The sequence below is a fragment of the Deinococcus indicus genome (genome assembly GCF_002198095.1).
Classification (GTDB): domain Bacteria; phylum Deinococcota; class Deinococci; order Deinococcales; family Deinococcaceae; genus Deinococcus; species Deinococcus caeni.
Map to the genome: position 1 here is coordinate 284,080 of NZ_NHMK01000009.1, position 21,714 is coordinate 305,793.

Sequence of the window (21,714 nt, forward strand, 5' to 3'; positions counted from 1 at the left end):
TCGTTTGAGGAGGCCAGCACCATGACCTTATCCGACCAGTACCAGAACATGCCCAAACTCCTGAAAGTCAGCGAAGTGGCCGACTTCACCGGCACCCACGAACGCACGGTCCGCCGCTGGATCCGCGACGGACGCCTCGGCGCGGTCGAGCATCCCAGCGGCCTGCGGGTCCCGCGCCGCTCGCTATGGCGGTTCCTGGGACTGGACCTGGCCCTCAGCGCCTGATACGGACTCCGATTGAATGGGCTGCAAAGCCCGCCCGGTCCGAGCGGATGCGACTCGGAGAGCTGCCCCGCAGAGAAGGAGAGAAACGCCCCTCCGGACGTGGAGCCGGCAGGGGCGGTGAAGTTCCGGATTGTCGGCGAAACAAACGGCAGTCCGTATGACTCGCAGCGCCTGACCCTGCACCCGGTCGCGCGTTGCCGCTGGCGGGGGTGCCAGTGGCATAGTGTCGGGCGTGATGGACCTGACGGCCGCCCTGACCCTCGGTGAAGCGGAGGCCCGCGCCGCCTGCGCCGCCCTGCCCCCCGCTGAACGCGCCCACGCCGCCGCGCACGCCCTGCGGCTGGGCCGCCCGCACCTGACCCTCGACTGGTCCGGCGATCCGCTGCTGCGGACAGCCGCGCACCTGCGCCTGGGCGACACCGGCGCGGCCCGGCAGGAACTGCGCGCCCAGCCCGACGCGGCCCGCCCGGCCGTGCTGAACGCCCGCGCCGCCCGGCTGGACGGCAGCCCGGACGCCGCCGCCCTGGCTGCCCACGCCGCCCGGCTGGCCCGCGCGGAAGGTGACGGGAACGCCCTGATCGCCGCCGCGATCCTGAACGCCGAGCAGGACCTGTTCCGCGCCTCGCCGGAGCGTCCCGGCGTGGCCGCCGACCGCGCGGCGCACTTCGCGGCCCTGCGGTCCCTGGCCGAGGGCCTGAAGGTGGCGGAACTGACCGGTCAGCCCGCCGACCCGCACCTGCTGGCAGTCCTGGCGCACGCGCAGTGGCCCCTGAACAGCCGCAAGGCTGCCGCGACCGCCGCCAAGGCCCTGGACCGCAGCGAACCGGGCAGTCCGGCGCGCGTGCTGGCGCTACTGGCCCTGAATCGCCCCGAAGAAGCCCACGCGCAGGCGCAGCGCGGCTCGCTGGCGGCGGCGTGGTCGGAACCGTTCGCCGGGCTGGTCAGCGCAGCCCGGCCTCCCGCCACAGCTCCGGGAACGGACGGTACGGCGGCGGACGGATGAAGGCCCGTGGCGCCGGGTTGCCGTCCAGGTACACGCTGCGGTACGTCCAGACGTTGCGCTCCTGAAGAGCGCCGTACAGTTCTGTGCCGGCGCGCAGTTCATCTGCCGCCAGCGGCTGGTGCGCCCGGTAGGCCCGCAGGAACACGGCCCCCAGCACGGTGTCCAGCGCGAAGCAGAAGTGCAGGGCGCGCACGATCTCCCAGGCGCGCGGGGCGAGGCGGGGTTGCTCCCAGTCGATGATCGCCGCTGGACGTTCCCCCAGGAAGAACACGTTCCCGTCGTGGTAGTCGCCGTGCAGGAAACGTCGGGGCAGGTGGTCGGCCACCGGGGCGTCGTCTGGTGCGGAACGCAGATGCGTCAGGCGCTGGCGGGTGCGGGCCAGTGCCCAGCCGTCCACCGGGTCCGGGTGGGGGAGGGCCAGGATCGCCGCCTCAATTTGCCGTAACTCCTGCACGGTGGCCTCGGCGCTGGCGGGCGGGCCGAGGACCGACACGGGAAAGTCCACGCTGTGTGGCAGGCGTCCGTGCAGATCAGCCAGGAACGCGCCCAGCGACTCTGCGTGGCCGGGGGTGAGGTGGGCGCGCGGGATGGGCGCACCGGGGGTCACCTCGAACAGCGCCGCCCAGTGGCCGTTCAGGTCGGTCACGGTATCGCCCGTGTGGGTGGGCAGGACGCGCGGCGTGGGAATCCCGGCGGCGCGGGCTACCCGTACGGCCGCGTGTTCCCGCCGCGCCCGGTCCAGGCGCGGGTCGCGGTACACCCGCAGGTGAAAGACTCCGGCCTGCGCCTGCACGCGGTACGCGGCGTTCACGCTGCCGCCCGCCAGCGGCGTGACCGACTGGACAGTGCCGACCGGCCACCGCGCCTCTATCCCTGGCACCGTGACCTGCGCCGCTGTGGGTGCAGCCGCGTTCACGGTGGGGTCTACCCGACCTGAACGGTCAGGCGGTCCAGGCCGCGAATCACGAAGCCGCCCGTGTACTGCGCGGCGTCCGGGCCGCCCAGCTGCAGGTCCGGCAGGGCGCGGCACAGGGCGCGCAGGCTCATGGCGAGTTCCAGGCGGGCCAGCGGCGCGCCCAGGCAGTAGTGGATGCCCAGCCCGAAGGTCAGGTGCGGGTTCGGGTCGCGGTCCAGGCGCAGTTCGTCCGGCGCGTCGAAGCGTTGCGGGTCGCGGTTGCCGCTGGCGTACAGCAGCGCGACCCGGTCGCCGGGGTTCAGGGTCGCGCCGCCCAGCGTGACGGGGTCCAGCACGATCCGCTCGAACATCGGCAGGGGCGTGTCGAAGCGCAGCAGTTCCTCGACGGCCCGGCGGAACACCGGCAGGCTGCCTTCGTGCGGAGCGGCCTGCACCAGCGTCTCCCAGTGCCGGCGGTCGCGTAGCAGGGCCTGCACGCCGGCGCTCAGGCCGTTCACGCTGGCCTCGTGCCCGGCGTTCAGCAGCAGGATGCAGGTGTCGATCAGCTCCTGTGCGGTCAGGCGGTCGCCGTCCTGTTCGACCTGCACGAGCGCCGTGATCAGGTCGTCACGCGGTTCGGCGCGCCGCTGGGCGGCCAGTTCGCGCAGCAGCGCGCTGAAGTCCAGCACGGCCTGTTCGGCCGCCGCCTGCTCGGCCGCCCCTGCCGACGGTTCGTACAGTTTCACGATCGCCGCCGACCAGGGCCGCAGTTGCGCGCGGTGTTCCTCCGGCACGCCCAGCAGCTCGGCGATCACCGTGACGGGCAGCGGTTCGGCGTAGGCGCTCACCAGATCGAACGAACCCTGCTCGCGCAGACCGTCCAGTTGCGCGGCCAGCAGCGCCTCGATGCGGCCCTGCAATGCCTCGACGCGGCGGGGCGTGAACGCCAGCCCCACCAGCGAGCGCAGGCGCGTGTGCTTGGGCGGCTCGCTGTCGAGCAGGTGGTTGGAGTTGAACGCGTCGAAGTTCGCCTGCGCCGGGTCCGGGCGCGGCCAGCCCAGCTCGTCGCGCGAGTAGCGGTGCAGGGCGCTGCGGCCCAGCCGCCGGTCGCGCAGCGCGGCGCTGATGTCCGCGTGGCGGGTCAGGACCACCCGGTCCAGCGCCGGGTCCACGAACACCGGCGCGTCGGCGCGCAACTGCGCCAGCAGCGGGTACGGGTCACGCACGAACGCCGGGTCCGACACCGGCAGCGTGCGGGTCGGGACGCTGCCGGACAGCCGCCCGTGCAGCGCGGCGCGCGGGGTGGCGGCACTCACAGGAACTGCTGCCCCTCGACCCGCAGCGTCGTGTCGGCGCTGTCGCCCTGGGTGCCCGCCGGGTGCGCGCCCGCCAGTTTGATGCCGCCGGCGGGACCTGCCGGGGGTTCCGTGATGCCGGCGCCCGCCGTGGGAGGCGTGACCAGCGCGTGCCGGGTCAGGCCGGGTTCCGGTGCCGAGGCCGGCGTGTCGCTGGCAGTCGTGCCGGGTCCGGAAGGATCAGGGCTGTCGTCCGCCGCGGTGCCGGCGGGCCCGTCGTGGGCTGGCGCGGCGGCCACCTCGCCTGTCACGTCCGGCAGGACGACCGGCAGCGGCGTGGAGGGCAGTGGCGCGGAGGGCAGCGGCGTCTCCTCCGGCAGGACGTGCCGGCCGGACAGGTCCGAGAACGACGACATCAGCGCGCGGTAGCCGCTCAGGAACTGCGAGTACTCCTGCCGGGCCGACGTGAGCCGCGAGGTCAGTTCCGCGTGACGGTCCGAGAAGGCCCGTTCCAGTCCGGCGAGGCGTTCGGCCTGCGCCCGCTCGCGTTCGCGGATCAGGTCGTGATGTTCGCGTTCCATGTCCGCGAAACGCCCCCGGAAGGCTGCCTCCAGGGCCGCCAGCCGCGCCTGATGCCCGGATTCCAGTTCCGCGCGGCGGCTCTCGGCGTCGCGCAGGGTCGCGTCGCGTTGCAGGGTGGCCTGGGCGATCATCAGTTCCGACTCGCGCACGGCGTTCTCGCGCAGCTCGTGCGAGATGCGTTCGGCCGCCACGACCGCGCGGCGGATCTCGTCCTCGTTCTGCCGCTGTTCCTCCAGCTGCCGTTCCAGTCCTGCCAGCTGGTCGCGCAGCGCCTGATGCTGCTGCAGCAGCGTTTCCATATCGTCGGACAGTTCGTTCAGGAACGCGCGGACCGACGCGCGGTCGTAACTGCCCAGCCGGGTCGGGAATTCCTGGTGACGCACGTCGAGGGGGGTGAATTTCACGAGAACAGACTCCTTCCCACCCGCACGAGGGTGGCTCCTGCACGAACGGCCAGCGGGTAGTCCCCGCTCATGCCCATACTCAACTCTGACAGACCCAGATCATGCGCGCGCCGGGCGGTGTCCGTGAACAGCGCCAGCAGCCGCGCGTCCCGCTCGGCGTCCCCCAGACCCTCGAACTCCGGGGCCATGAGCATCAGGCCGCGCACGGTCAGGCCGGTGGCCTGCACCTCGCGCAGCGCGCCCGGCAGTTCCTCGCCGCTCAGGCCGTGCTTCTGGGCCTCGCCGTTATGCAGTTGCAGCAGCACGTCCGGCGCGCGGCCCCAGCCCTGCGCGGCCTGCGCGATGGCCTCGGCCTGCCAGACGGCCTCGATGGAATGCACCAGCGTGACCGGGCGCAGGTACTTCACCTTGTTGCGCTGCAACGTGCCGATGTAATGCCATTCCAGGTCCGGGCGCACGGCCGCCTTGTCCCGCAGTTCCTGCGCGCGGCCCTCGCCCAGCGGGAACGACCCGAACGGCAGGACGCAGCGTTCGATGCTGGGTAGGTCCTGGCCCTTGGTCACGGCGACCAGCCGCGCGCTGCCGGGGGGCCGCCCGGCCTGCGCCTCGGCCTGCCGGATGGCGGCCAGGACCGCCGGGACGCTCAAGGTGACCCCGCCGGGGCCGCTTGCCCGGCCGGACCGGCGGGGCGCTGCTGATAAACCGTCACGTCCGCCATTCTCACCCAATCGGGGAAGGCACTCAAGTCCGCGCCGACCGGGCCGGGGGCGGCGTCCCGCCGGGGCGGGCGCCGGGGGCCGCGCCCGGCTGCGCAAGGCTGCCTGCACGGAACCTTCACCCTTCTCAGGGACGCAGCGGCAAGTGTGAGCGCAGTGCTCGCCGTCCCCAGCCCCCAGCCGTTCTCCCAGGTGGGGGCGATTTCAGGGTTCCGTGCGAGACTAGGAGAAGAATGCGACACCCCATGACGCTCGCCGTGACCGTCCTCCTCGCCGCGCCCGCCGTCGCCCAGACCGCCGGGACCGTGCAGGACGTGACCGTGGTCGGCACCAGTGAACTGCTGGCCAACTTTGTCCGCGCCACCCTCAGCGTCCAGAGCGGCGCGCCCCTGTCCAGCATCAACCTGCGCCAGGTCGAGCAGGAAGTCGTGGCCAGCGGCTACTTCAAGAGCGCCGCCGCCGAACTGCGCAGCGTGGGCGGCCGGGACAGCCTGGTCATCACGGTCGTCCCGAACGCCACCATCAAGGACGTCACGGTCACCGGCCTGACCTTCCTGCCCGCCGACGGCTTCAAGAAGAGCGTGGGCGACCTGCTGAACATCGCGCCGGGCGCCACCCTGAACACCCAGCGCATCGACGAGGCCAAAACCGCCCTCGCCAGCAACTTCCAGGGTGAAGGCTACCCCTTCGCGCCCAGCATCAGCGCCGACGTGAAGACCGAATCCGACGGCACCGTCACCGTGAACTTCATCGTGGACGAGACGACCCCCCTGACCCGCGTGGAAGTGCAGGGCGTCACGCTGCTGCCCGCCAGCACCGTCACCGCGATCTTCAAGCCGCTGTACGACGCCCGCCGCTTCACCCCGGACGCCTACTTCGCCGCCGTGCAGCAACTCCAGCAGGCCTACGACGCCGCCGGCTACCTGCAGTCCGGCGTGAACCCCCAGGCCAGCACCCTGGAAGGCGGCGTCCTGAAGATCGGCGTCATCGAGGGCCGCGTGTCCACCGTCGACCTGACCGACCTGGGCGTCAGCGGCGCGGCCCTGCAGACCCGCGCCGGGCAGCCCCTGAGCCTCGCCGCGTTGCAGGCCGACGTGCGCACCCTCGCCAACCAGACCGGCAAACCGGTCGGGTTCGCCATCCAGCCCGACCCGCAGAACCCCGCGCAGGTCACGGTGCTGTTCGGCTCGGCCGGCGTCGCCACCGGACCGGTCAAGAGCATCGAGGTCAAGGGCAACACCCTGGTCCCCGCCGCCGACCTGCTCGCCGCCGTGAAGACCAAGACCGGCGACGTGTACAGCCCCCAGCTCGCCCAGGACGACTTCCTGGCGATCCGCGACGTGTACCGCAAGGCCGGGTACGAGATCAGCACCCGCGACGCCATCACCTTCGAGGGCGGCGTGCTGACCTTCAACACCCGCGAGGTCCGGGTCGCCGGGTACGAACTGCAGTGGCAGGGCAAGCACACCACCAAGGACCGCGTGATCCTGCGCGAACTGCCGGAACCCGGTCAGGCCTTCAACCAGAAGGACCTGTACGCCGCACTGGGCCGCATCAGCCGCCTGGGCTTCGTGCGCGTCGTGACCGAGAGCGTCCGCAGCGACCCCGCCAACCCCGAGAGCGTCACGTACGTGCTGGGTCTGGCGGAAACCACCACCGGCATTCCCGTCCAGCTGGGCCTGACCTACGATTCCTTCGCGGGCGGCTTCGGCGGTGACGCCGGGTACACCAACAACAACGTGTTCGGCCTGGGCCACAACTTCACCGCCTCGGTCGGCGGGCAGCAGAACGACGCCGGGCAGAACCTCGTGGGGAACGTCGCGTACTCGATTCCCTGGCTGGACGTGGACTTCCTGGACTTCCGCAAGACGCCCACCAGCCTGTCCGTCAGCGCCGGCTCGAACGTCGTGGGCAACAACAGCATCGTCAGCAGCAGCACCGACACGCCCGCCAGCACCGACACCGGCTGGGACTACACCCGCCGTACCAACTCCTTCAGCGTCAGCCTGGGCCGCAGCCTCGCCCGGAACCTGTACGGCACCGTCGGCGTCGGCACCGGGTACTCCACGTACTACCTCGAAGCGCTGAAAGACAAGGAAAACGTCGTCACGTACAAGGACGCCAGCGGCGCCGAACAGACCCGCACCTTCGACAAGGCCACCGCCGAGGGCCTCCTGCCGGCCGCCTCGCTGACCACCAGCGTCAACACCGGCCTGAACTACGACAGCACCACGAACCCCGACTTCCCCGACAGCGGCGTGCGCGCCGGCGTCAGCGCCGGGTACAACTTCGGCCGTCAGAACAACACCAACGTCCGCTGGGGCACCGTCGAGGGCGGCGCCAGCACCTACCTGGGCTTCGGGAACACCCTGGAAAAGACCCTGGGCACCAGCAGCAAGCAGCAGGTGTTCGCCGTGCGCGCCAACGCCGGCACCACCCTGGGCCTGGACACCGCCCCCACCGGCACCGGCTACGCGGTCGGCGGCGGCAGCAGCGCCAGCGCCGCCCGTCAGATCCGCGGCCTGGACGACGGCGCGCTGTTCGGCTCGAACTACCTGACCACCAGCGCCGAGTACCGTTACGACTTCGGTCTGAAAGCCGGGATCGCGCAGGGCCTGTACGGCGTGGTCTTCGCGGACGCCGGCAGCGCCTGGGGCGGCACCACCAACACCGACTTCAACCTGAAGTACGGCGTCGGGGCCGGCGTGCAGCTCGACCTCGGCATTGGCGGGGCGCTGCTGCCCAGCCTGCGCTTCGACTACGGCTTCAGCCCCCAGACCGGCACGGGCAAGTTCTACTTCCGCCTCGGCAAGTTCTTCTGATTCCCGCCTTCGGAGGTCCGGGCGCAGCTTCCCGGTCCCTCTGAAACGGGCGGACCCGCCGGGTGCGGGAGCCGGGCGGCGCGTTCCTCCACACGGGGGGCGCGCCGCCCACTGTCGTCCGCATGGGCCAGTTCGCGGACGCATCCGCGCGGCCCGGAGGGGTAGCATGCCCGGATGACGTTCACTGTTCCCCTGTTCGCGCCCGGAGGTCCGGCATGGAAGGCCTGATGCTCGCGCGGGTGCTGCGCGACCTGCGCGGACACCTGCCCCTGCGGACCCTGGGCTGGGTCTTTCCGGACGAGACGACCGCCGCGCTACTGCTGGAACTGCCGGGCGAGGGCCGCACCAACCTGGTGCTGTCGTACCGGCCGCCGCAGCCCGTGGTGTTCCTGTCGCGCGAACGGCTGCGCGGCGACCCCCGCAGTCCCTTCCAGCGGTTCCTGGCGAACCGGGTGCGTGGCGACCTGCTGGCCGCCGAGCAGCTGAAACTCGACCGGGTGATCGCGCTGCACTTCTCCGGCGAGAGCGGTTTCGTGGACCAGCCGCCCACCCGCCTGCTGTTCGAGGTGACGGGCCGCAACGCCAACCTGCTCGTCCTGGACGCCGGCGAGGGCTTCGGCGGGCGGATCGTGATGGCCGCGCGCGAGATCACGAACAGCCGCAACCGCTTCCGGACCATCCGCACCGGCGGGCCGTACACGCCCCCACCCCCCTACGACAAGCTCGACCCACGCACCCTGAACGCCGAACAGGCGCAGGAACTGGCCGCGCTGCCCATCGGCCGCTGGCGCGAGCGGCTCGACGGACTGGGCCCCCTCCTGAGCGCCGAACTGGCCCGCCGCGCCGACCTGAGCCCCGACCAGCCGCCGGGTGAACGCTGGCCGCAGGCGCTGAAGGCCGCGCAGTCGGTCGCGCAGGACCCGACCGTCAGCGAGGGCGTCATGGAAGGCGGCGCCCGCGAGGCCGCCCGCGCCGAGAAGGCCGCGAACCTCCGCCGGGCGCTGCGCGAACCGCTGGAGAAACGCGTGACGCTGCTGCGCAACCAGCTGGCCGACGTGACCCGCGCCGAGGCCGGCCTGACCGACGCCGCGCAGGACCGCGAGGAGGCCGACCTGCTGATGGCCTACGCGCACACCGTCCCGCCCGGCGCGGCCAGCGTCCTGCTGAGCGCCTTCGACGGCAGCGGCGAGCGTCCGGTCGCGCTGGAACCGAACCTGAGCGCCGTGCAGAACGCCGAGAAACGCTACGCGCGCGCCCGCCGCCGCGAGGAGGTCTACCTGCGCCTCGCCGAGCGGGAGGCCCCGCTGCGCGCCGAACTGGCCGAAGCGCAGGCCCGCGTGCAGGACCTGGACCTCGCGCCGCTGGACCGGCTGAGCGCGCTGGCCGCGCAGGTGCAGAGCGAGAAACCCGAGAAGAGTCCCTACGGCACCCGCTTCACGAGTCCGTCGGGTCTGGAGGTCCTGGTGGGCCGCAACAACAAGGAGAACGCCACCCTGACCCACCGCGTCGGGCGCAGCATGGACTTCTGGTTCCACGCGCAGGGCTACCCCGGCAGTCACGTTCTGGTCCGCAGCGGCCCGCGCGACCTGGACCTGCCGGACATCCTGTTCGCCGCGCGGCTGGCCGCCGCGAACAGCAAGGCGCGCGGCAGCAGCAATGTCCCCGTGGACTACACCCGCATCAAGCACGTCTGGAAACCGCGCGGGGCGCCCGCCGGGCAGGTCCACTACACCGACCAGAAGACCGTGTTCGTGGACGGCACCCTGCCGGACTGACCCGCTCCGCCCTGGGGGCTGGTGAGCGGGCTCGCTGTTCCTCGCTCCGGGACGGGTAGAATGCCCGCTCGTGGAACGCATCATGTTCAGGGCCAAGATTCACCGCGCGACCGTCACCCAGGCGGACCTCGACTACGTCGGCAGCGTCACCATCGATCAGGACCTGCTGGACGCCGCAGACATCCTGGTCAACGAGCGCGTCGACATCTACAACATCACCAACGGCAACCGCCTGAGCACCTACGCCCTCAGCGGCCCGCGCGGCAGCGGCGTGATCGGCATTAACGGCGCGGCCGCTCACCTCGTGCAGCCCGGCGACATGGTCATCATCGCCGCGTACGGCAACTTCACCGAGGAGGAGGCCTGCCAGCTGGAGCCGCGCGTGGTGCTGGTCGACGCGCACAACCGCGCGCTGGAAGCCCTGCAACCTGCCTGAGAAGGAATTCGGTTAGGGGATGAGTAATACGGACTCCGATTGAATGGGCTGCAAAGCCCGTTCAATCCGAGCGGATGCGAGTGGGATAAGAACGGGTTCCGGACGTGGAGCCGGCAATCCGGTGAAGTCCCGGGTTGTTGGCGAAACAAACGGAATCCGTACAACAGCCGCTCAGGCCGGGCGGGACCCCTACGATTGGGCCATGCAGGTCAACCTGCGGTCAGATGAAGAAACAATGAAGGTGGTGTTGCGACCCTCCCCGACGGGCGTCCTGTCAGGGAGGGTCTTCCGTGCCGCCGCCGGTCATGCGCGGGAACGTGACCGGGCCGGCTCCTGCGGCCGGGCGGTCCAGCGGGGCCCCACGACGGGTGGTACGGTCCACTGCCAGTCAGTCATTTCTGACCTTTAATCAAAGTTCATGCTGGTGCTACACTCCGCCTGTGTCCCGCCCGAACCCCTGGAGTGCCCTGCTGCTGCTCGTGGCCGCCGCCCTGCTCGGTTACGCCGCCTACCAGGGCCTCCAGGGACTGATGGCCGCCGGCGCCCTGCTGATGGCCGCCGTCACCATGCACCGCAGCGGCGCCCTGCGCTGGAGCTCCCTGGCCGCGTACTCGGTCGCGTTCGTCGTGTCGCTCACGCGGCCCGGCTCGGCGGTCACGCTGCCCGACCTGCTGGGCGCGCTGCTGGTACTGGGCGCCACCGGGTACATGATCCTGCGTGAGCAGGGCATCGTGCGGGAACTCGCGTGGCAGCGCAACACCATCACGGCCCTGCGCGCCGGCAGCGAACGCCTCGCCGAGGCCCGCGACGCCGACGCCATCATCCGCGCCGGCATCGGCATCCTGGACAAACTGCAGGTCGCGCCGAACCTCGCCTTCGTCGCCTACCGGCAGGGCACCCCGCACATCCTGGCCGCCAAGGGCGCCTTCGAACCGTTCCTGGAACGCCCCATCCACCCCAGCGACAACGACAGCCGCAGCGTCCAGGCCGACCACTGGGTCGCCGAGGAAGCCCTGGCGCTCCTGAAGAAGCCCCAGCGGCAGAGTTACCACGTCGCTCCCGTGTACGGCCGCGCCTCCACGCACTTGGGCGTCCTGATCCTCACCCGCAACGACGGCAGCGCCTACGACGAGGTCGAGAAGAGCGTCGTGGCGTCCTTCGCGCGGATTCTGGGCGCGCAGCTCGGCCAGTGGAACGCCATCCGCGACCTGCGCGACGCGAACGACCTGACCCTGCGCTCGCTGGGCGCCGCCCTGGAACGCCGCGACGACGACACCGGCGGCCACACCACCCGCGTGGTCAGCATGAGCGTGCGCCTCGCGCGGCGCCTCGGCTGGGACGAGGATCAGGTCAAGGCGCTGCGCTGGGGCGCGTACCTGCACGACCTGGGCAAACTCGCCATTCCCGACAGCGTGCTGCACAAACGCGGCCCACTGGACCCCGAGGAACGCAAGGTCATCCAGACGCACACGACCATCGGGTACGACATGCTGCAGGACCTGCACTTCCTGCCGGCCGAGACCCTGGACCTCGTGCGGTACCACCACGAACGCTGGGACGGCACCGGCTACCCCAGCGGCCTGCGCGGCCCCACCATCCCCGACACGGCCCGCCTGTTCACGATCATCGACGTGTTCGACGCCCTGACGAACGCCCGGCCGTACAAACCCGCCTGGACCCGCGAACGCGCCGTGAACGAGATCCGCATGCAGGCCAGCCGCCAGTTCGACCCGCAGTACGTGGACGCCTTCCTGCGCATGATGGCCGAACACGACGACGCCCACCTCGTGCTGTAATACGGACTGCCGTTTGTTTCGCCAACAATCCGGAACGTCACCGGATTGCCGGCTCCACGTCCGGAACCCGCCCTTCTCCCACTCTGCGGAGCAGCTCTACGAGTCGCATCCGCTCGGATTGAACGGGCTTTGCAGCCCGTTCAATCGGAGTCCGTATAACAGCCCGGTAGGCGTCGAAAGCCAGCAGCCGATGGTCGAGAGAGCGGGCCTTCCCTCTATCGACCATCGACTTTCAACCGTCAACCCTTACAGGTTCAGGTCGGCCCGTGTGGGGGCGTACGCGCCGGCGTGGGCGCACGCGGCGGCGGCGGCGGCCAGTCCGACGCGCAGGTGCTCGCTCCACAGCGCCTCGGGGCGTTCGGCGGCGCTGACGAGCAGGCCCGCGCACAGGGCGTCCCCGGCGCCGACGGTGTCCACGACCTGCACGGGCGCCGCCGGCAGGTTCGCCTGCCCGGCCGCGTGGTACAGGGTGGCGCCCTGCGCGCCGCGCGTGACGATGATGGGCGCCTGGGCGTTCAGGCCGCGCAGGCGGCGCAGCACGTCGGCCTCGCTGACGCCGGGGAAGAAGAACGCGAGGTCCTCGTCGCTGAATTTCATCAGGTCGGCGCGCCGGGCGACCGCCTCGAACACCTTCGGGTAGTCCGGGTGGCGGTGCGTGATGCGGGCGTTCGGGTCGAAGCTGATCTTCACGCCGGCCGCGCGGGCCGTCTCGATCAGGCCCAGCAGCGTGTCCGCCAGCGGCCAGCGCGCCAGGCTGATGCCGCCCACGTGCAGCCAGCGGGCCTCGCGCAGCCACCCGGCGGGCAGGCGCGTGGGGTCGAAGTGCAGGTCGGCGCTGTTCTCACCCAGGAACCGGTACGCGGGCGGGTTGGCGCTGTACACCACCGCCAGCAGGGTCGGGGCGGGTACGCGCTGCATGAAGCGCAGGTCCAGGCCGGCCTCCACGGACGCGCGGATCAGGTCGTCCCCGAAGTTGTCCTGCCCGACCGCCCCGGCAAAGGCGCTGGGCACCCCCAGCGACGCGCAGGCCCGCGCCACGTTCCACGCCGCGCCGCCCGGATGGGCGTGCCAGGCGTTGCCTCCGGCGGTCACGAGGTCAGTCAGGGCTTCCCCGGCACTCACGATGAACGGTAGTTGCATTCCCCCAAATCTACCGTGCCGGGCCGCCGCTCACACGGACTGCCGGAGGCCGGGTCGCGCCCGCGGCGGGCGGCCCGGTCACGGGCGGGGGCGGACCTGATCACGGCCTGATCACGGTCCCTGCGGAAGATGAATCCAGGCGAGGTTCAGAGCAACTTCCGGGGGGGAGTCAACCGCCTGAACCCGCCCACCCCGCCCCACCCAGGAGGACACCACATGACCGGAGGAACGAGCATGAAGGATGAGGTCACGACCGCCCGCGTTTCCGCAGGCACCGCACCCCGACACGACCTGAAAGGCCTGACCCGCGACGTTGAGGCGCTGCGCGGCGACCTGCGCGCCCTGGCCGACACCCCACACCTGGAAGAACTGCTGCGCCTGATTCCCCGCCCCGGCTGGACCACACCCGCCGAACTGGACCTCGTGCGGTCGGGCGTGGCGCAGCTGAGCAGTCAGGTGAAGCTGCTGCGCGCCGCCCAGGACTCGCTGCTGCGCGGCGCCCGATTGGTCGGCCGTTCCTGAACCGCCCGCCGCCTGCCACCCGACCCCGCATCACCCAGGGCCGCGCCGCACCGGCCCGCGCACAGGAGAGACCGTCATGTCCCACCCCCAGCCTGCTTCCAGCCTGCCCGTCCGTCCGTCCCGCCGCTCCGCCCTGCGTTCCTGGGGCGCCCTGCTGGGCCTCTCGGCGCTGCTGGCCTCCTGCGCCTCGACCGGCACGCCGCCGGCCCCCACCACGCCCACCGCGACGGGCATGCAGCTGAACGGCACGCGCGTCCTCGGCCCGTCGCAGGTGCAGTTCGGCGTGACGCCCCTGAACGGCACGCAGACCGCGACCGGCACGCTCAGCAACCCGGCCGTGACGTTCACCACCGCCGGCGTGAGCGGCACGGTCAGCGTGTGCGGGCAGGTCAGCGTGCAGAACACCGTGACGGCCGCCGTTACCCTCGACGCGACCGGCAGCATGAGCAGTACCGACCCGGACGTGAAACGCCGCGCGGCCGCCAAGGCCTTCGTGGCGCGCATGACCGGCGACAGTCAGGCCGCCGTCCTGTCCTTCGAGGCGAGCAGCGCGCCCTCTGCCGGCCTGATCGGCAGTCGCCTGCACCAGGACCTGACGTCCGACCAGACGGCGCTGAACAGGGCCATCGACAACGCCACGTACGCCAGCGGCACCACCAACTTCTACGACGCGGTCGTGGACGCCGTGAAGGTCGCCAGCCGCGCCGGACGCCCCAGCCCGATCGTGCTGGCCCTCACGGACGGCATCGACAACAGAAGCAGCCACTCCCCGGACGACGCCATCGCCGCCGCGAAGGCCGCCGGGGTACCCGTGTACGCCATCGGCCTGGACGCCACGGGCACCCTGGACTTCACCCAGATGGAACGCATCGCCAGCGAGACCGGCGGCCTGTTCCGCAGCAACATTGCCGCCGGGGACCTCGACGCGTACTTCTCGCAGCTGTACAACGCCTTCACGGCGCAGGGCTGCCTGGAACTGAACCTCGCCGCCGCGCCCGCCCCCGGTACAACCGTCGCCGGCACCCTGTCCGTGGACGTCACCGACTACGGCAAGGCCACCTCACGCCTGAGCGTTCCCTTCAGCTACGCCGTCCGGGACACCAGCGGCCCCAATTAACGCCACCCCTTGCAGCGGGCAGCAGTCTCCGTCACGGGAGGCCGCTGCCCGCTGCGCGAACAGGCAGGCGGTACAGGGTGACGGTCAGGCCGAACACCTCGCGCTGCCCGCACCGCTCGAACCCGAACGAGTCGTACAGGTGGTGCAGGGCGGGCCGGGCAGCGTCGGTATCCAGTTTCAGCCAGGGGCGTCCGGCCAGGGCGGTCACGCGCGCCGCCTCGCGCAGCAGCGTGTGCGCCAGCCCCTGCCCCTGCGCGGACGGATGCACGGCCAGTTTGTGCAGGTACAGCGCCTCGCCCGGCGGGTCGTCCGGCCAGAAGGGCGGGTCGCTGGTCAGCAGGCAGAAGCACCCGACGGGCTCGCGGGTCGCCGCCGCGCCGGTCCAGGCGACGTGCCACCCGCCCGGCGGGTAGTGCCGTTGCAGGTGCTGTGGCGTGAGCCTGTCGGGCGGCCAGAGCGTGCGCCCGCGCGCCTGCAACTGCGTGGCGGTGGCCTGGAGCACGGTGCTGGCGGCCTGCACGTCGCCGGTGGTGAAGGACAGGGGGACGTGGGGGGGCGTCATCCCGTGAAGTCCGGGGCGGGTTCGATCCCGGTGGCCCACAGGTCCGCGCCGCGCCGCTGCAACTGCACGCGCGGCAGCGGCAGCAGCGCCTTGCCGAAGACCGCCTCGCCGGACTGCAACGGATCGAACACGCTGTAGTGGCAGCGGCAGCCCAGTTGCGGGTGCTGGTCCTCGCGCGGCGGGCGGTAATTGAACGCGAAGGCCAGGATCTCCGGGTCGCGCACCAGGTTCACGTTGCAGCCCAGGTGCGTGCAGACCCGCGAGTACGCGACCAGGAACGACCCGCCGTCCGGCAGCGCGCCCGGCACGTCACGCGGGACGCGCAGAGCCGTGCAGGGCCGCCCGGCATACGTGAAGGTCTGCTCGGCCCACTCGCCGCTCAGGTCGCTCAGGGCCGCCACGCGCTGCGGGGTCGCGGGCCGGAAGTCCGGCGCGCCCGCCGTGCGTTTCCCGGTCGTGACGCGCGTGGCGTACCAGCCCATGTACCCGAACGTGCCGGCCGTGCCCGCCACCGGCAGCACCCACCAGCGTTCCAGCAGCGCGCGGCGGGTCAGGCGGCGGGCCGGGGTCCTGTCGCCCGGCACTTCAGCGGCCCCCCGTGTCCTGCCAGCTTTCCAGCAGGTCCAGCAGGGCGTTCAGGTCGCTGCCGTTCAGGTCCGGGTAGGCGGGCATGGCGCCCTGTCCCTGCACGATGATCTGCCGGGCGGCGGCGCGGGTCAGGGTGGAGTCGCGCAGGCTGGGGCCCAGGCCGCCGCCGCCGCTGGGACCGTGGCAGCTGGCGCAGCTGGCGGCGTACACGCGCAGCGCGGGGTCGCTGTCGTTCTGGCGGGCGCGGATGGCGGTGATCAGGTCGTCGGCGTCGCGGCCGCTGGGGTCCAGGGTGCGGTAGCGTTCCAGCGCCGCGAGCGCCTGCTCGTCCTGCCCGAAGCGGGCCAGCGCGAAGCCCAGCAGCAGCTGCGATTCCGGTTCGTCCGGCGCGAGCTGCGCGCCCGTGCGGATCAGCAGCGCGGCCCGCTGCGCGTCCTCGGGGCTCAGGGTCTGCCCGGTCTGCTCGCCGCGCGTCAGGAGCAGGATGCCCAGCCGGCGCAGCGCCTCGGGTTGCCGGGGGTCGAGTTTCAGGGCGTTCCCGTACGCCGTGAGCGCCTGATCGTAACGGGAGGAATCGAAGGCCGCCTTGCCCCAAGCGAGGTAATCGGCGGCCGCGCCGGTCCGTTCGGCCTGCTCTTTCAGGCCTGGCAGGCGCAGCGTGGCCTGCACGTTCGCCGCGTCGGCCGGTTGCAGGGACGCCAGCTGCCAGCGCGGCACGAAGGTCACGGCGCCCACCACCGTCAGCGCGAACGCGGCGGCCAGCGCCCCCAGCGCCAGCGTGCGGGTGCGTGGCGCGGGGCGCGGGCGGGGCGGCAGGGCGTCCAGGGCGCGCAGGCTCAGCGCGGCGCGGCGTTCCAGGTCCGGGCGGCGCCGCTGCGCCTCGTCGGTGTCGGGCAGCGCGGCCAGTTCCGCGTACAGCGCGTCGCGCTCCTGCTCCAGCCGGGCGCGCGGTTCGGCGTCCGGGTCGCTGGGCTGCCCGGACCGCAGGGGTTCCAGCACCAGCCACAGCGTGACCGCCACGACCAGCAGCAGAAGCAGCAGGCTCACGGCGGTCACGCCGGGCCTCCGTCGGTGGGGTCGCCGGGCGCGCGGGTGTCGGTGCCGGCGCGGGTGTCGCGGCGCACCTGTTCCAGGAAGGGATCGAAGGGTTCGTCCGCCGGCCCGGCGGGAACGTGGCGGGGCGCGCGCCGCAGGAACGACCACAGGACCGCGCCGCCCAGCGCCAGCGCCAGCAGCGGCGCCCCCCACAGCAGCAGGCCCTGACCGCTCCGGGGCGGGTCGAGCAGCACGAAGTTCCCGTAGCGCTGCGCGAAGAACACGTAGATGTCCCCGTCGGTACGCCCGGCGGCGATCTGTTCGCGCACGGACTCGCGCATCTTCACGCTGATGTCGCTGCGGGAGTCCGCGATGGACTCGCCGGTATCGCACAGGGGGCAGCGCAGGTTCTTCTGGATGGCGACCGCCCGCTGCTCCTGCGCGGGAGTCAGGGTCGGGCCGCCGGGCTGTCCGGCTCCCGTCTGCGCCGCGCCCTGCCCGGCCAGCAGGGTCAGCAGGCACAGCAGGGCCGCCAGCAGGCCGCGCGCCGGGGACAGCGCCGGGTGGGCAGTCACGGCCGTCACAGGGCGGGCACGCCGATCTTTTCCAGGCCGACGTTCAGGCGCTCGCGCGTCAGGCCGCCCCGGTCCATGTGCTGCACCACACCCCCAGAGTCGATGAACACCGTCTCGGGAATGCCGCGCACGCCGTACTCGACGCCGGTATTGATGCCGGGGTCCTTCAGGTTCGGGTACGCCAGCGCGTACTCGCGGATGAAGTCCCGCGCGCTCTGCTCGTTCGTCTCCTGAAACAGGATGCCCACGACCGCCAGACCGTCGCCGCCGCCCTGCCGGGCGCTCAGTTCACGGAACATGGGCGCCTCCTCGCGGCACGGACCGCACCACGACGCCCAGAAGTTCAGGACGACCGGACGGCCCCGCAGGTTCTCCAGGCTGACCGGCACGCCGTCCAGGCTCTGAAGCGTGAAGGCGGGGGCGGCCTTGCCGATCAGCGGGCCGCCGGTCGTGGCGTTGCGCGCGGGTTGCAGCAGCGCCGCGCCCAGTCCGGCCACCAGGGCCGCCGCGACGAGCGGGGGCAGGAACCGCCGCCACGCGGGCGGGGAGGGCGGGGTGGAAGGCGGGGCCGGGGGAGGTGTCTGGGTCATGGAAGTCCTTTCGGGTCTGGCGGGCCGTCACGGGCGTGCGGGCGGGGGCCGCCAGGGCAGGGGAGAGGCAGGTGAGGCGGGGGTGCCGGTCGGAAGCCGGATCAGTCGGTCGCGGGGGCCAGCCCGGACGGCGCGCGGACCGCCACGCGGCGCGGCGAGACGAGCGTGAACGCCGCGCCCACGCAGACGATCAGCGTGCCCCACCAGATCCACGACACCAGCGGCGACTCGATCAGGCGCACGCTGGCCCAGCGGCCCTGCGGGTCCACGCTGGTCATCACGACGTACGTGTCGCCCAGCGGGCCGTAGCGCACGGCGGGCGACGGGAAGGCCGTGTCGCCGCCCTGCGTGTACGTGTTCAGCCGCGCTTGGAAGGGCTGGCCGTCGATCTGCACGGTCGCCACGTCGGCCGCGCCGTCGCTGCGGCGCACCGTGCGCAGGTCCGTCAGCTGCAACCGTTCGTTCAGCAACTGCACGGGCGCGGCGTTCAGGTTCAGGGTCACCTGCGCGTCCCGGCGGTACGTGCCGCTGAACGCCAGCCCCAGCGCCAGCACGATCAGGCCCACGTGCGCCAGGTACGCGCCGTAGCGGCGCGGCTGCGCGCCCAGGGCCGCGCCCAGGCTGCCGGCCTGCCGGGCGGCGCGGGCGGTCAGCAGCGTCAGGCCGACCACGTTGTACGCCGAGAGGGCCAGGGTCACCAGCACCCCGGCGTGCCGCACGCCCAGCCCGAAGGCCACGGCGGCCGTGACCGCGCCACTCAGGAGCAGCGGCACCAGCGCCCGCCACAGGCCCTGGCCGTCCGCGCGGCGCCACGGCAGCAGCGGCCCCACGCCCATCAGGGCCAGCAGGCCCAGGCCCAGCGGAATGGCGAAGGCGTTGTAGAAGGCCGGGCCGACGCTGGAATCCCGGCGGCCCTGCACGGCCTCCACGAAGGTGGGGAACAGCGTGCCGACCAGCACCATCACCGAGAACACCACGAACAGCCAGTTGCCGGCCAGGAACGCGCCCTCGCGGCTCAGCGGGGCGGGCGGGTCCGCGTCGTCCCGCAGCGCCGGGGCGCGCCAAGCCGCCAGCAGCGTCCCGGCCAGCAGCAGGAATGCCAGGAAGCCCAGGAACACCGGCCCGACCGGCCCGCCCGCGAAGGCGTGCACGCTCTGCACGATGCCGCTGCGGTTCAGGAAGGTGCCCAGCACGGTGCTGGAGTACGCCAGCACGATCAGCCACACGTTCCACGAGCGCATCAGGCCCCGGCGTTCCTGAATCTGGATGGAATGCAGGAACGCGGTGGTCAGCAGCCACGGAATCAGGCTGGCGTTCTCGACCGGATCCCACGCCCAGTACCCGCCCCAGCCCAGCGTCTCGTAACTCCACCAGCCGCCCGCCACGATCGCGGCGGTCAGGAACGCCCAGGCGATCAGCGTCCAGCGGCGCGTGACGACCACCCAGTGGTCCGACAGGCGGCCCGTCACGAGCGCCGCGACCGCGTACGCGAACGGCACGCTCAGGCCCACGAAGCCCAGGTACAGCAGCACCGGGTGGACCGCCATCATCCAGTGGTTCTGCAGCGCCGGGTTCGGGCCGCGCCCGTCGAGCGGCACGGTCGCCACCGGCGTGAACGGCGAGGCGACCGTGGCGACCACGCCCACGAAGAACAGCAGGCTCACGAACATCGCGCCCAGCGCCCAGGGCCGCAGCGCGTCGCGGCGCAGCGTGAGGCTCAGGATGAACGTGAAGCCGCCCAGCAGCCACGCCCACAGCAGGATGCTGCCCTCCAGCGCGCCCCACAGCGCCGTGACCTTCACCCAGGTCGGGGAGGCCCGCATGGAATGCTCGGCGACGAAGCGCACGGTGAAGTCGTCACGCAGCAGCGCCGTCATCAGGACCAGCAGGGCCAGGGTCAGCAGCGCGAACACCGCCCAGGTGGCGCGGCGGGCCGCCTCGGTCACGCGGGCGTCGCCGCGCAGGCCGCCCAGCACCGACAGCAGCAGTCCCGCCACGCTGAAGGCCAGCGCGCCCAGCAGACTCAGTTGCCCCAGCGCGCCCAGCGGACTGGAGGAGAACGAGATCAGGTTCAGCGGATTCACAACGGATTACCTCTCTGGTGGGGCCGCGCGGGGCCAGGACCCCGCCCACGCGGGCCGGCCGGGTCGGACAGGTCCGGCGCCCGCCTACTCGGTGGTGTTCAGCAGGTCCTTGAGTTCCGCCTGCGTTTTCGGGACGTTGTACTCCTCGGAGTGCTTGACGACCAGATCCGAGGCGTGGAAGGTCTCACCCTGGAACTCGCCGCGCACGACCACGCCCTGGTTCTCCTTGAACAGGTCGCTGACCGCCCCCTGGTACTGCACCGGGAAACTCGCCCCGCCGTCCGAGACGGTGAAGCGCAGGTTCAGGGACTGCGGGTCGTACTGCACGTCCCGCACCAGCCCGCCGATGCGGATGGCGCGCCCCTGCAACTGCGCCTGCTGCTGCTGGTACTCGGTGGGCGTCACGAAGTACTCCAGCGAACGGTTCAGGTTCCCGAACGCGATGAACCCGGTCAGGCCCACCAGGGCCGCCACGCCCAGCACGGTCGGCCAGGGGCTGCGCCGGCGCCGGCGCGCCTGCCCCAGCGGGGTGGGGGGCGGCGGGAAGGAGGAGGGGTCGCTCACTGCGGCGCTCCGTCGGCGGGCTCGTCACGAAGGGCGCGCAGACGCCACCACATCCACCCCAGGTACCCGAACAGCAGCGCGAAGGTCACGACGTACACGATCACGACGTAGGCGGTGTACTTATCCACGGGCGACCTCCGCGCGGGGCTGCGCCGCGCCCAGTTCGTTCATCAGTTCGCGTTCCTCACGGGCTTCCTCGCGGGCGGCCATGACGCCCCGCACGCGCAGCAGCAGCGCGTACAGCAGCGTGAACGCCCCCAGCGAGATGAACAGCGTCGGCAGGTACACCGGCGCGGCGTCCCAGCGAATGCCGTCCAGCAGCTTCAGCGTCTGCGTCTGGTGCACGCCGCGCCACCACTCGACCGCCATGTAGTTCACGGGCACGTACAGCGTCCCCACGATCCCCACCACCGCCGACACCCGCGCGCGGCGGTCCGGATCGTCGATCAGCGAACGGATCAGCAGGTAGCCGCCGTACACCACGATGCTCAGGGCCGTGGTCGTCAGGCGGGCGTCCCACACCCAGTACGTGCCCCAGGTCGGTTTGGCCCACAGCATCCCGCCCACGATGGTCACCACCGTGAACAGCAGCCCGATCTCGGCGCTGGCCATCGCCAGCCGGTCCCAGCGGCGCTGACGCCGGATCAGGTACAGCAGCCCGAACAGGCCCGTGCCACCGTACGCGAGGTAACTCAGCCACGCGCTGGGCACGTGCACGAACATCAGGCGCACCAGCGACCCCTGATTGATGTCCAGCGGCGCACTCAGGCCCAGTCCGACCGCGATCAGCAGCGTGACCAGGGTCGCGCCGCCCAGCAGTGTTGTCGTGAGGTCTCTCTTCATGTCGCTCCTCATTCTGAACCCCGGACGTGAGTCAGGACCGTGACGGTCGCCGCGCCGGGCAGTCCATACCGAATGCCCGCAGCATCCCGCCCAGACGCCAGGCCGGGCAAGTGCGAGTGTCCCCGCCCACCACGGGCGCGGCGCG

Annotated in this window: 22 protein-coding genes; 8 read left to right on the forward strand and 14 right to left on the reverse strand. The window is 71.9% G+C overall.

Translation table 11 applies throughout. The annotated features are described in order from the left end of the window. Window positions 1-21: 21 nt before the first annotated feature. Together CBQ26_RS03955 and CBQ26_RS03960 are read left to right on the forward strand one after the other, a co-directional pair. Complete coding sequence (locus CBQ26_RS03955; RefSeq protein ID WP_078300149.1) at window positions 22-225, forward strand: helix-turn-helix domain-containing protein; 204 nt, start codon at window positions 22-24, stop codon at window positions 223-225. Window positions 226-460: 235 nt separating this feature from the next. Further along, complete coding sequence (locus CBQ26_RS03960) at window positions 461-1,228, forward strand: hypothetical protein (protein WP_229844269.1); 768 nt, start codon at window positions 461-463, stop codon at window positions 1,226-1,228. On the opposite strand, the gene CBQ26_RS03965 is transcribed toward CBQ26_RS03960, so the two are convergent. The 4 genes from CBQ26_RS03965 to CBQ26_RS03980 are packed head-to-tail and all read right to left on the reverse strand — an operon-like array spanning window position 1,167 to window position 5,051. After that, window positions 1,167-2,144: a phosphotransferase enzyme family protein gene (locus CBQ26_RS03965; protein ID WP_172417908.1), complete on the reverse strand. Its 978-nt coding sequence runs from the start codon at window positions 2,142-2,144 to the stop codon at window positions 1,167-1,169. The two genes, CBQ26_RS03960 and CBQ26_RS03965, sit on opposite strands and share 62 nt — an antisense overlap. Before the next feature lie 8 nt (window positions 2,145-2,152). After that, window positions 2,153-3,439, reverse strand: coding sequence for a cytochrome P450 (locus CBQ26_RS03970; RefSeq protein ID WP_229844260.1), 1,287 nt, complete (start codon window positions 3,437-3,439; stop codon window positions 2,153-2,155). Continuing rightward, window positions 3,436-4,404: a DivIVA domain-containing protein gene (locus tag CBQ26_RS03975; protein ID WP_088247278.1), complete on the reverse strand. Its 969-nt coding sequence runs from the start codon at window positions 4,402-4,404 to the stop codon at window positions 3,436-3,438. The genes CBQ26_RS03970 and CBQ26_RS03975 overlap by 4 nt, the downstream gene beginning before the upstream one ends. Continuing rightward, window positions 4,401-5,051: an alanine racemase gene (locus CBQ26_RS03980; protein ID WP_088247279.1), complete on the reverse strand. Its 651-nt coding sequence runs from the start codon at window positions 5,049-5,051 to the stop codon at window positions 4,401-4,403. Before CBQ26_RS03980 ends, CBQ26_RS03975 begins: the two co-directional genes overlap by 4 nt. Window positions 5,052-5,353: 302 nt before the next feature. On the opposite strand from CBQ26_RS03980, the gene CBQ26_RS03985 reads away from it, so the two are divergent. From CBQ26_RS03985 to CBQ26_RS04000, 4 genes are all read left to right on the forward strand, one after another. Further along, window positions 5,354-7,942 carry a BamA/OMP85 family outer membrane protein gene (locus tag CBQ26_RS03985; RefSeq protein WP_088247280.1) on the forward strand — a complete coding sequence of 863 codons (2,589 nt, stop codon included), beginning with the start codon at window positions 5,354-5,356 and terminating at the stop codon, window positions 7,940-7,942. Between the two features lie 215 nt (window positions 7,943-8,157). Continuing rightward, the gene (locus tag CBQ26_RS03990; RefSeq protein WP_088247281.1) at window positions 8,158-9,717 is read left to right on the forward strand and encodes an NFACT RNA binding domain-containing protein; all 1,560 of its coding nucleotides are present in this window, start codon (window positions 8,158-8,160) and stop codon (window positions 9,715-9,717) included. A gap of 70 nt (window positions 9,718-9,787) precedes the next feature. After that, window positions 9,788-10,153 carry an aspartate 1-decarboxylase gene (gene panD / locus CBQ26_RS03995; RefSeq protein WP_088247282.1) on the forward strand — a complete coding sequence of 122 codons (366 nt, stop codon included), beginning with the start codon at window positions 9,788-9,790 and terminating at the stop codon, window positions 10,151-10,153. Between the two features lie 440 nt (window positions 10,154-10,593). Beyond that, window positions 10,594-11,949, forward strand: a complete 1,356-nt coding sequence (locus CBQ26_RS04000) for an HD-GYP domain-containing protein (protein ID WP_308430623.1) — start codon at window positions 10,594-10,596, stop codon at window positions 11,947-11,949. Window positions 11,950-12,195: 246 nt separating this feature from the next. Here the strand turns inward: CBQ26_RS04000 and CBQ26_RS04005 are convergent, their stop codons facing one another. Continuing rightward, window positions 12,196-13,089, reverse strand: a complete 894-nt coding sequence (locus CBQ26_RS04005) for a carbohydrate kinase family protein (RefSeq protein WP_078300137.1) — start codon at window positions 13,087-13,089, stop codon at window positions 12,196-12,198. Between the two features lie 216 nt (window positions 13,090-13,305). On the opposite strand from CBQ26_RS04005, the gene CBQ26_RS04010 reads away from it, so the two are divergent. Together CBQ26_RS04010 and CBQ26_RS04015 are read left to right on the forward strand one after the other, a co-directional pair. Beyond that, window positions 13,306-13,611, forward strand: a complete 306-nt coding sequence (locus tag CBQ26_RS04010; protein ID WP_088247283.1) for a hypothetical protein — start codon at window positions 13,306-13,308, stop codon at window positions 13,609-13,611. Between the two features lie 76 nt (window positions 13,612-13,687). Then, entirely contained in the window at window positions 13,688-14,728 is a 1,041-nt protein-coding gene (locus tag CBQ26_RS04015) for a vWA domain-containing protein (protein WP_088247284.1), read from the forward strand. A 31-nt stretch (window positions 14,729-14,759) separates the two neighbouring features. Here the strand turns inward: CBQ26_RS04015 and CBQ26_RS04020 are convergent, their stop codons facing one another. The 9 genes from CBQ26_RS04020 to ccsA form a co-directional block, all read right to left on the reverse strand. Next, window positions 14,760-15,290, reverse strand: a complete 531-nt coding sequence (locus tag CBQ26_RS04020) for a GNAT family N-acetyltransferase (protein ID WP_088247285.1) — start codon at window positions 15,288-15,290, stop codon at window positions 14,760-14,762. Further along, window positions 15,287-15,874 carry a QcrA and Rieske domain-containing protein gene (locus tag CBQ26_RS04025; protein ID WP_229844259.1) on the reverse strand — a complete coding sequence of 196 codons (588 nt, stop codon included), beginning with the start codon at window positions 15,872-15,874 and terminating at the stop codon, window positions 15,287-15,289. Before CBQ26_RS04025 ends, CBQ26_RS04020 begins: the two co-directional genes overlap by 4 nt. A gap of 1 nt (window position 15,875) precedes the next feature. Then, window positions 15,876-16,934, reverse strand: a complete 1,059-nt coding sequence (locus tag CBQ26_RS04030; RefSeq protein WP_229844258.1) for a c-type cytochrome — start codon at window positions 16,932-16,934, stop codon at window positions 15,876-15,878. Continuing rightward, the gene (locus CBQ26_RS04035) at window positions 16,931-17,488 is read right to left on the reverse strand and encodes a cytochrome c-type biogenesis protein (RefSeq protein WP_229844257.1); all 558 of its coding nucleotides are present in this window, start codon (window positions 17,486-17,488) and stop codon (window positions 16,931-16,933) included. Before CBQ26_RS04035 ends, CBQ26_RS04030 begins: the two co-directional genes overlap by 4 nt. Window positions 17,489-17,493: 5 nt before the next feature. Continuing rightward, complete coding sequence (locus CBQ26_RS04040) at window positions 17,494-18,078, reverse strand: TlpA family protein disulfide reductase (RefSeq protein ID WP_088247286.1); 585 nt, start codon at window positions 18,076-18,078, stop codon at window positions 17,494-17,496. Window positions 18,079-18,179: 101 nt separating this feature from the next. Beyond that, window positions 18,180-20,162, reverse strand: coding sequence for a heme lyase CcmF/NrfE family subunit (locus tag CBQ26_RS04045; RefSeq protein WP_229844256.1), 1,983 nt, complete (start codon window positions 20,160-20,162; stop codon window positions 18,180-18,182). 84 nt (window positions 20,163-20,246) lie between these two features. Further along, window positions 20,247-20,726, reverse strand: a complete 480-nt coding sequence (ccmE, locus tag CBQ26_RS04050) for a cytochrome c maturation protein CcmE (protein ID WP_088247287.1) — start codon at window positions 20,724-20,726, stop codon at window positions 20,247-20,249. Next, a complete protein-coding gene (gene ccmD, locus CBQ26_RS04055; protein WP_078300128.1) occupies window positions 20,723-20,854 on the reverse strand; it encodes a heme exporter protein CcmD in 132 nt (43 codons plus the stop codon). The genes ccmE and ccmD overlap by 4 nt, the downstream gene beginning before the upstream one ends. Beyond that, complete coding sequence (gene ccsA / locus CBQ26_RS04060) at window positions 20,847-21,569, reverse strand: cytochrome c biogenesis protein CcsA (protein WP_088247288.1); 723 nt, start codon at window positions 21,567-21,569, stop codon at window positions 20,847-20,849. Before ccsA ends, ccmD begins: the two co-directional genes overlap by 8 nt. Between the last annotated feature and the right edge of the window lie 145 nt (window positions 21,570-21,714).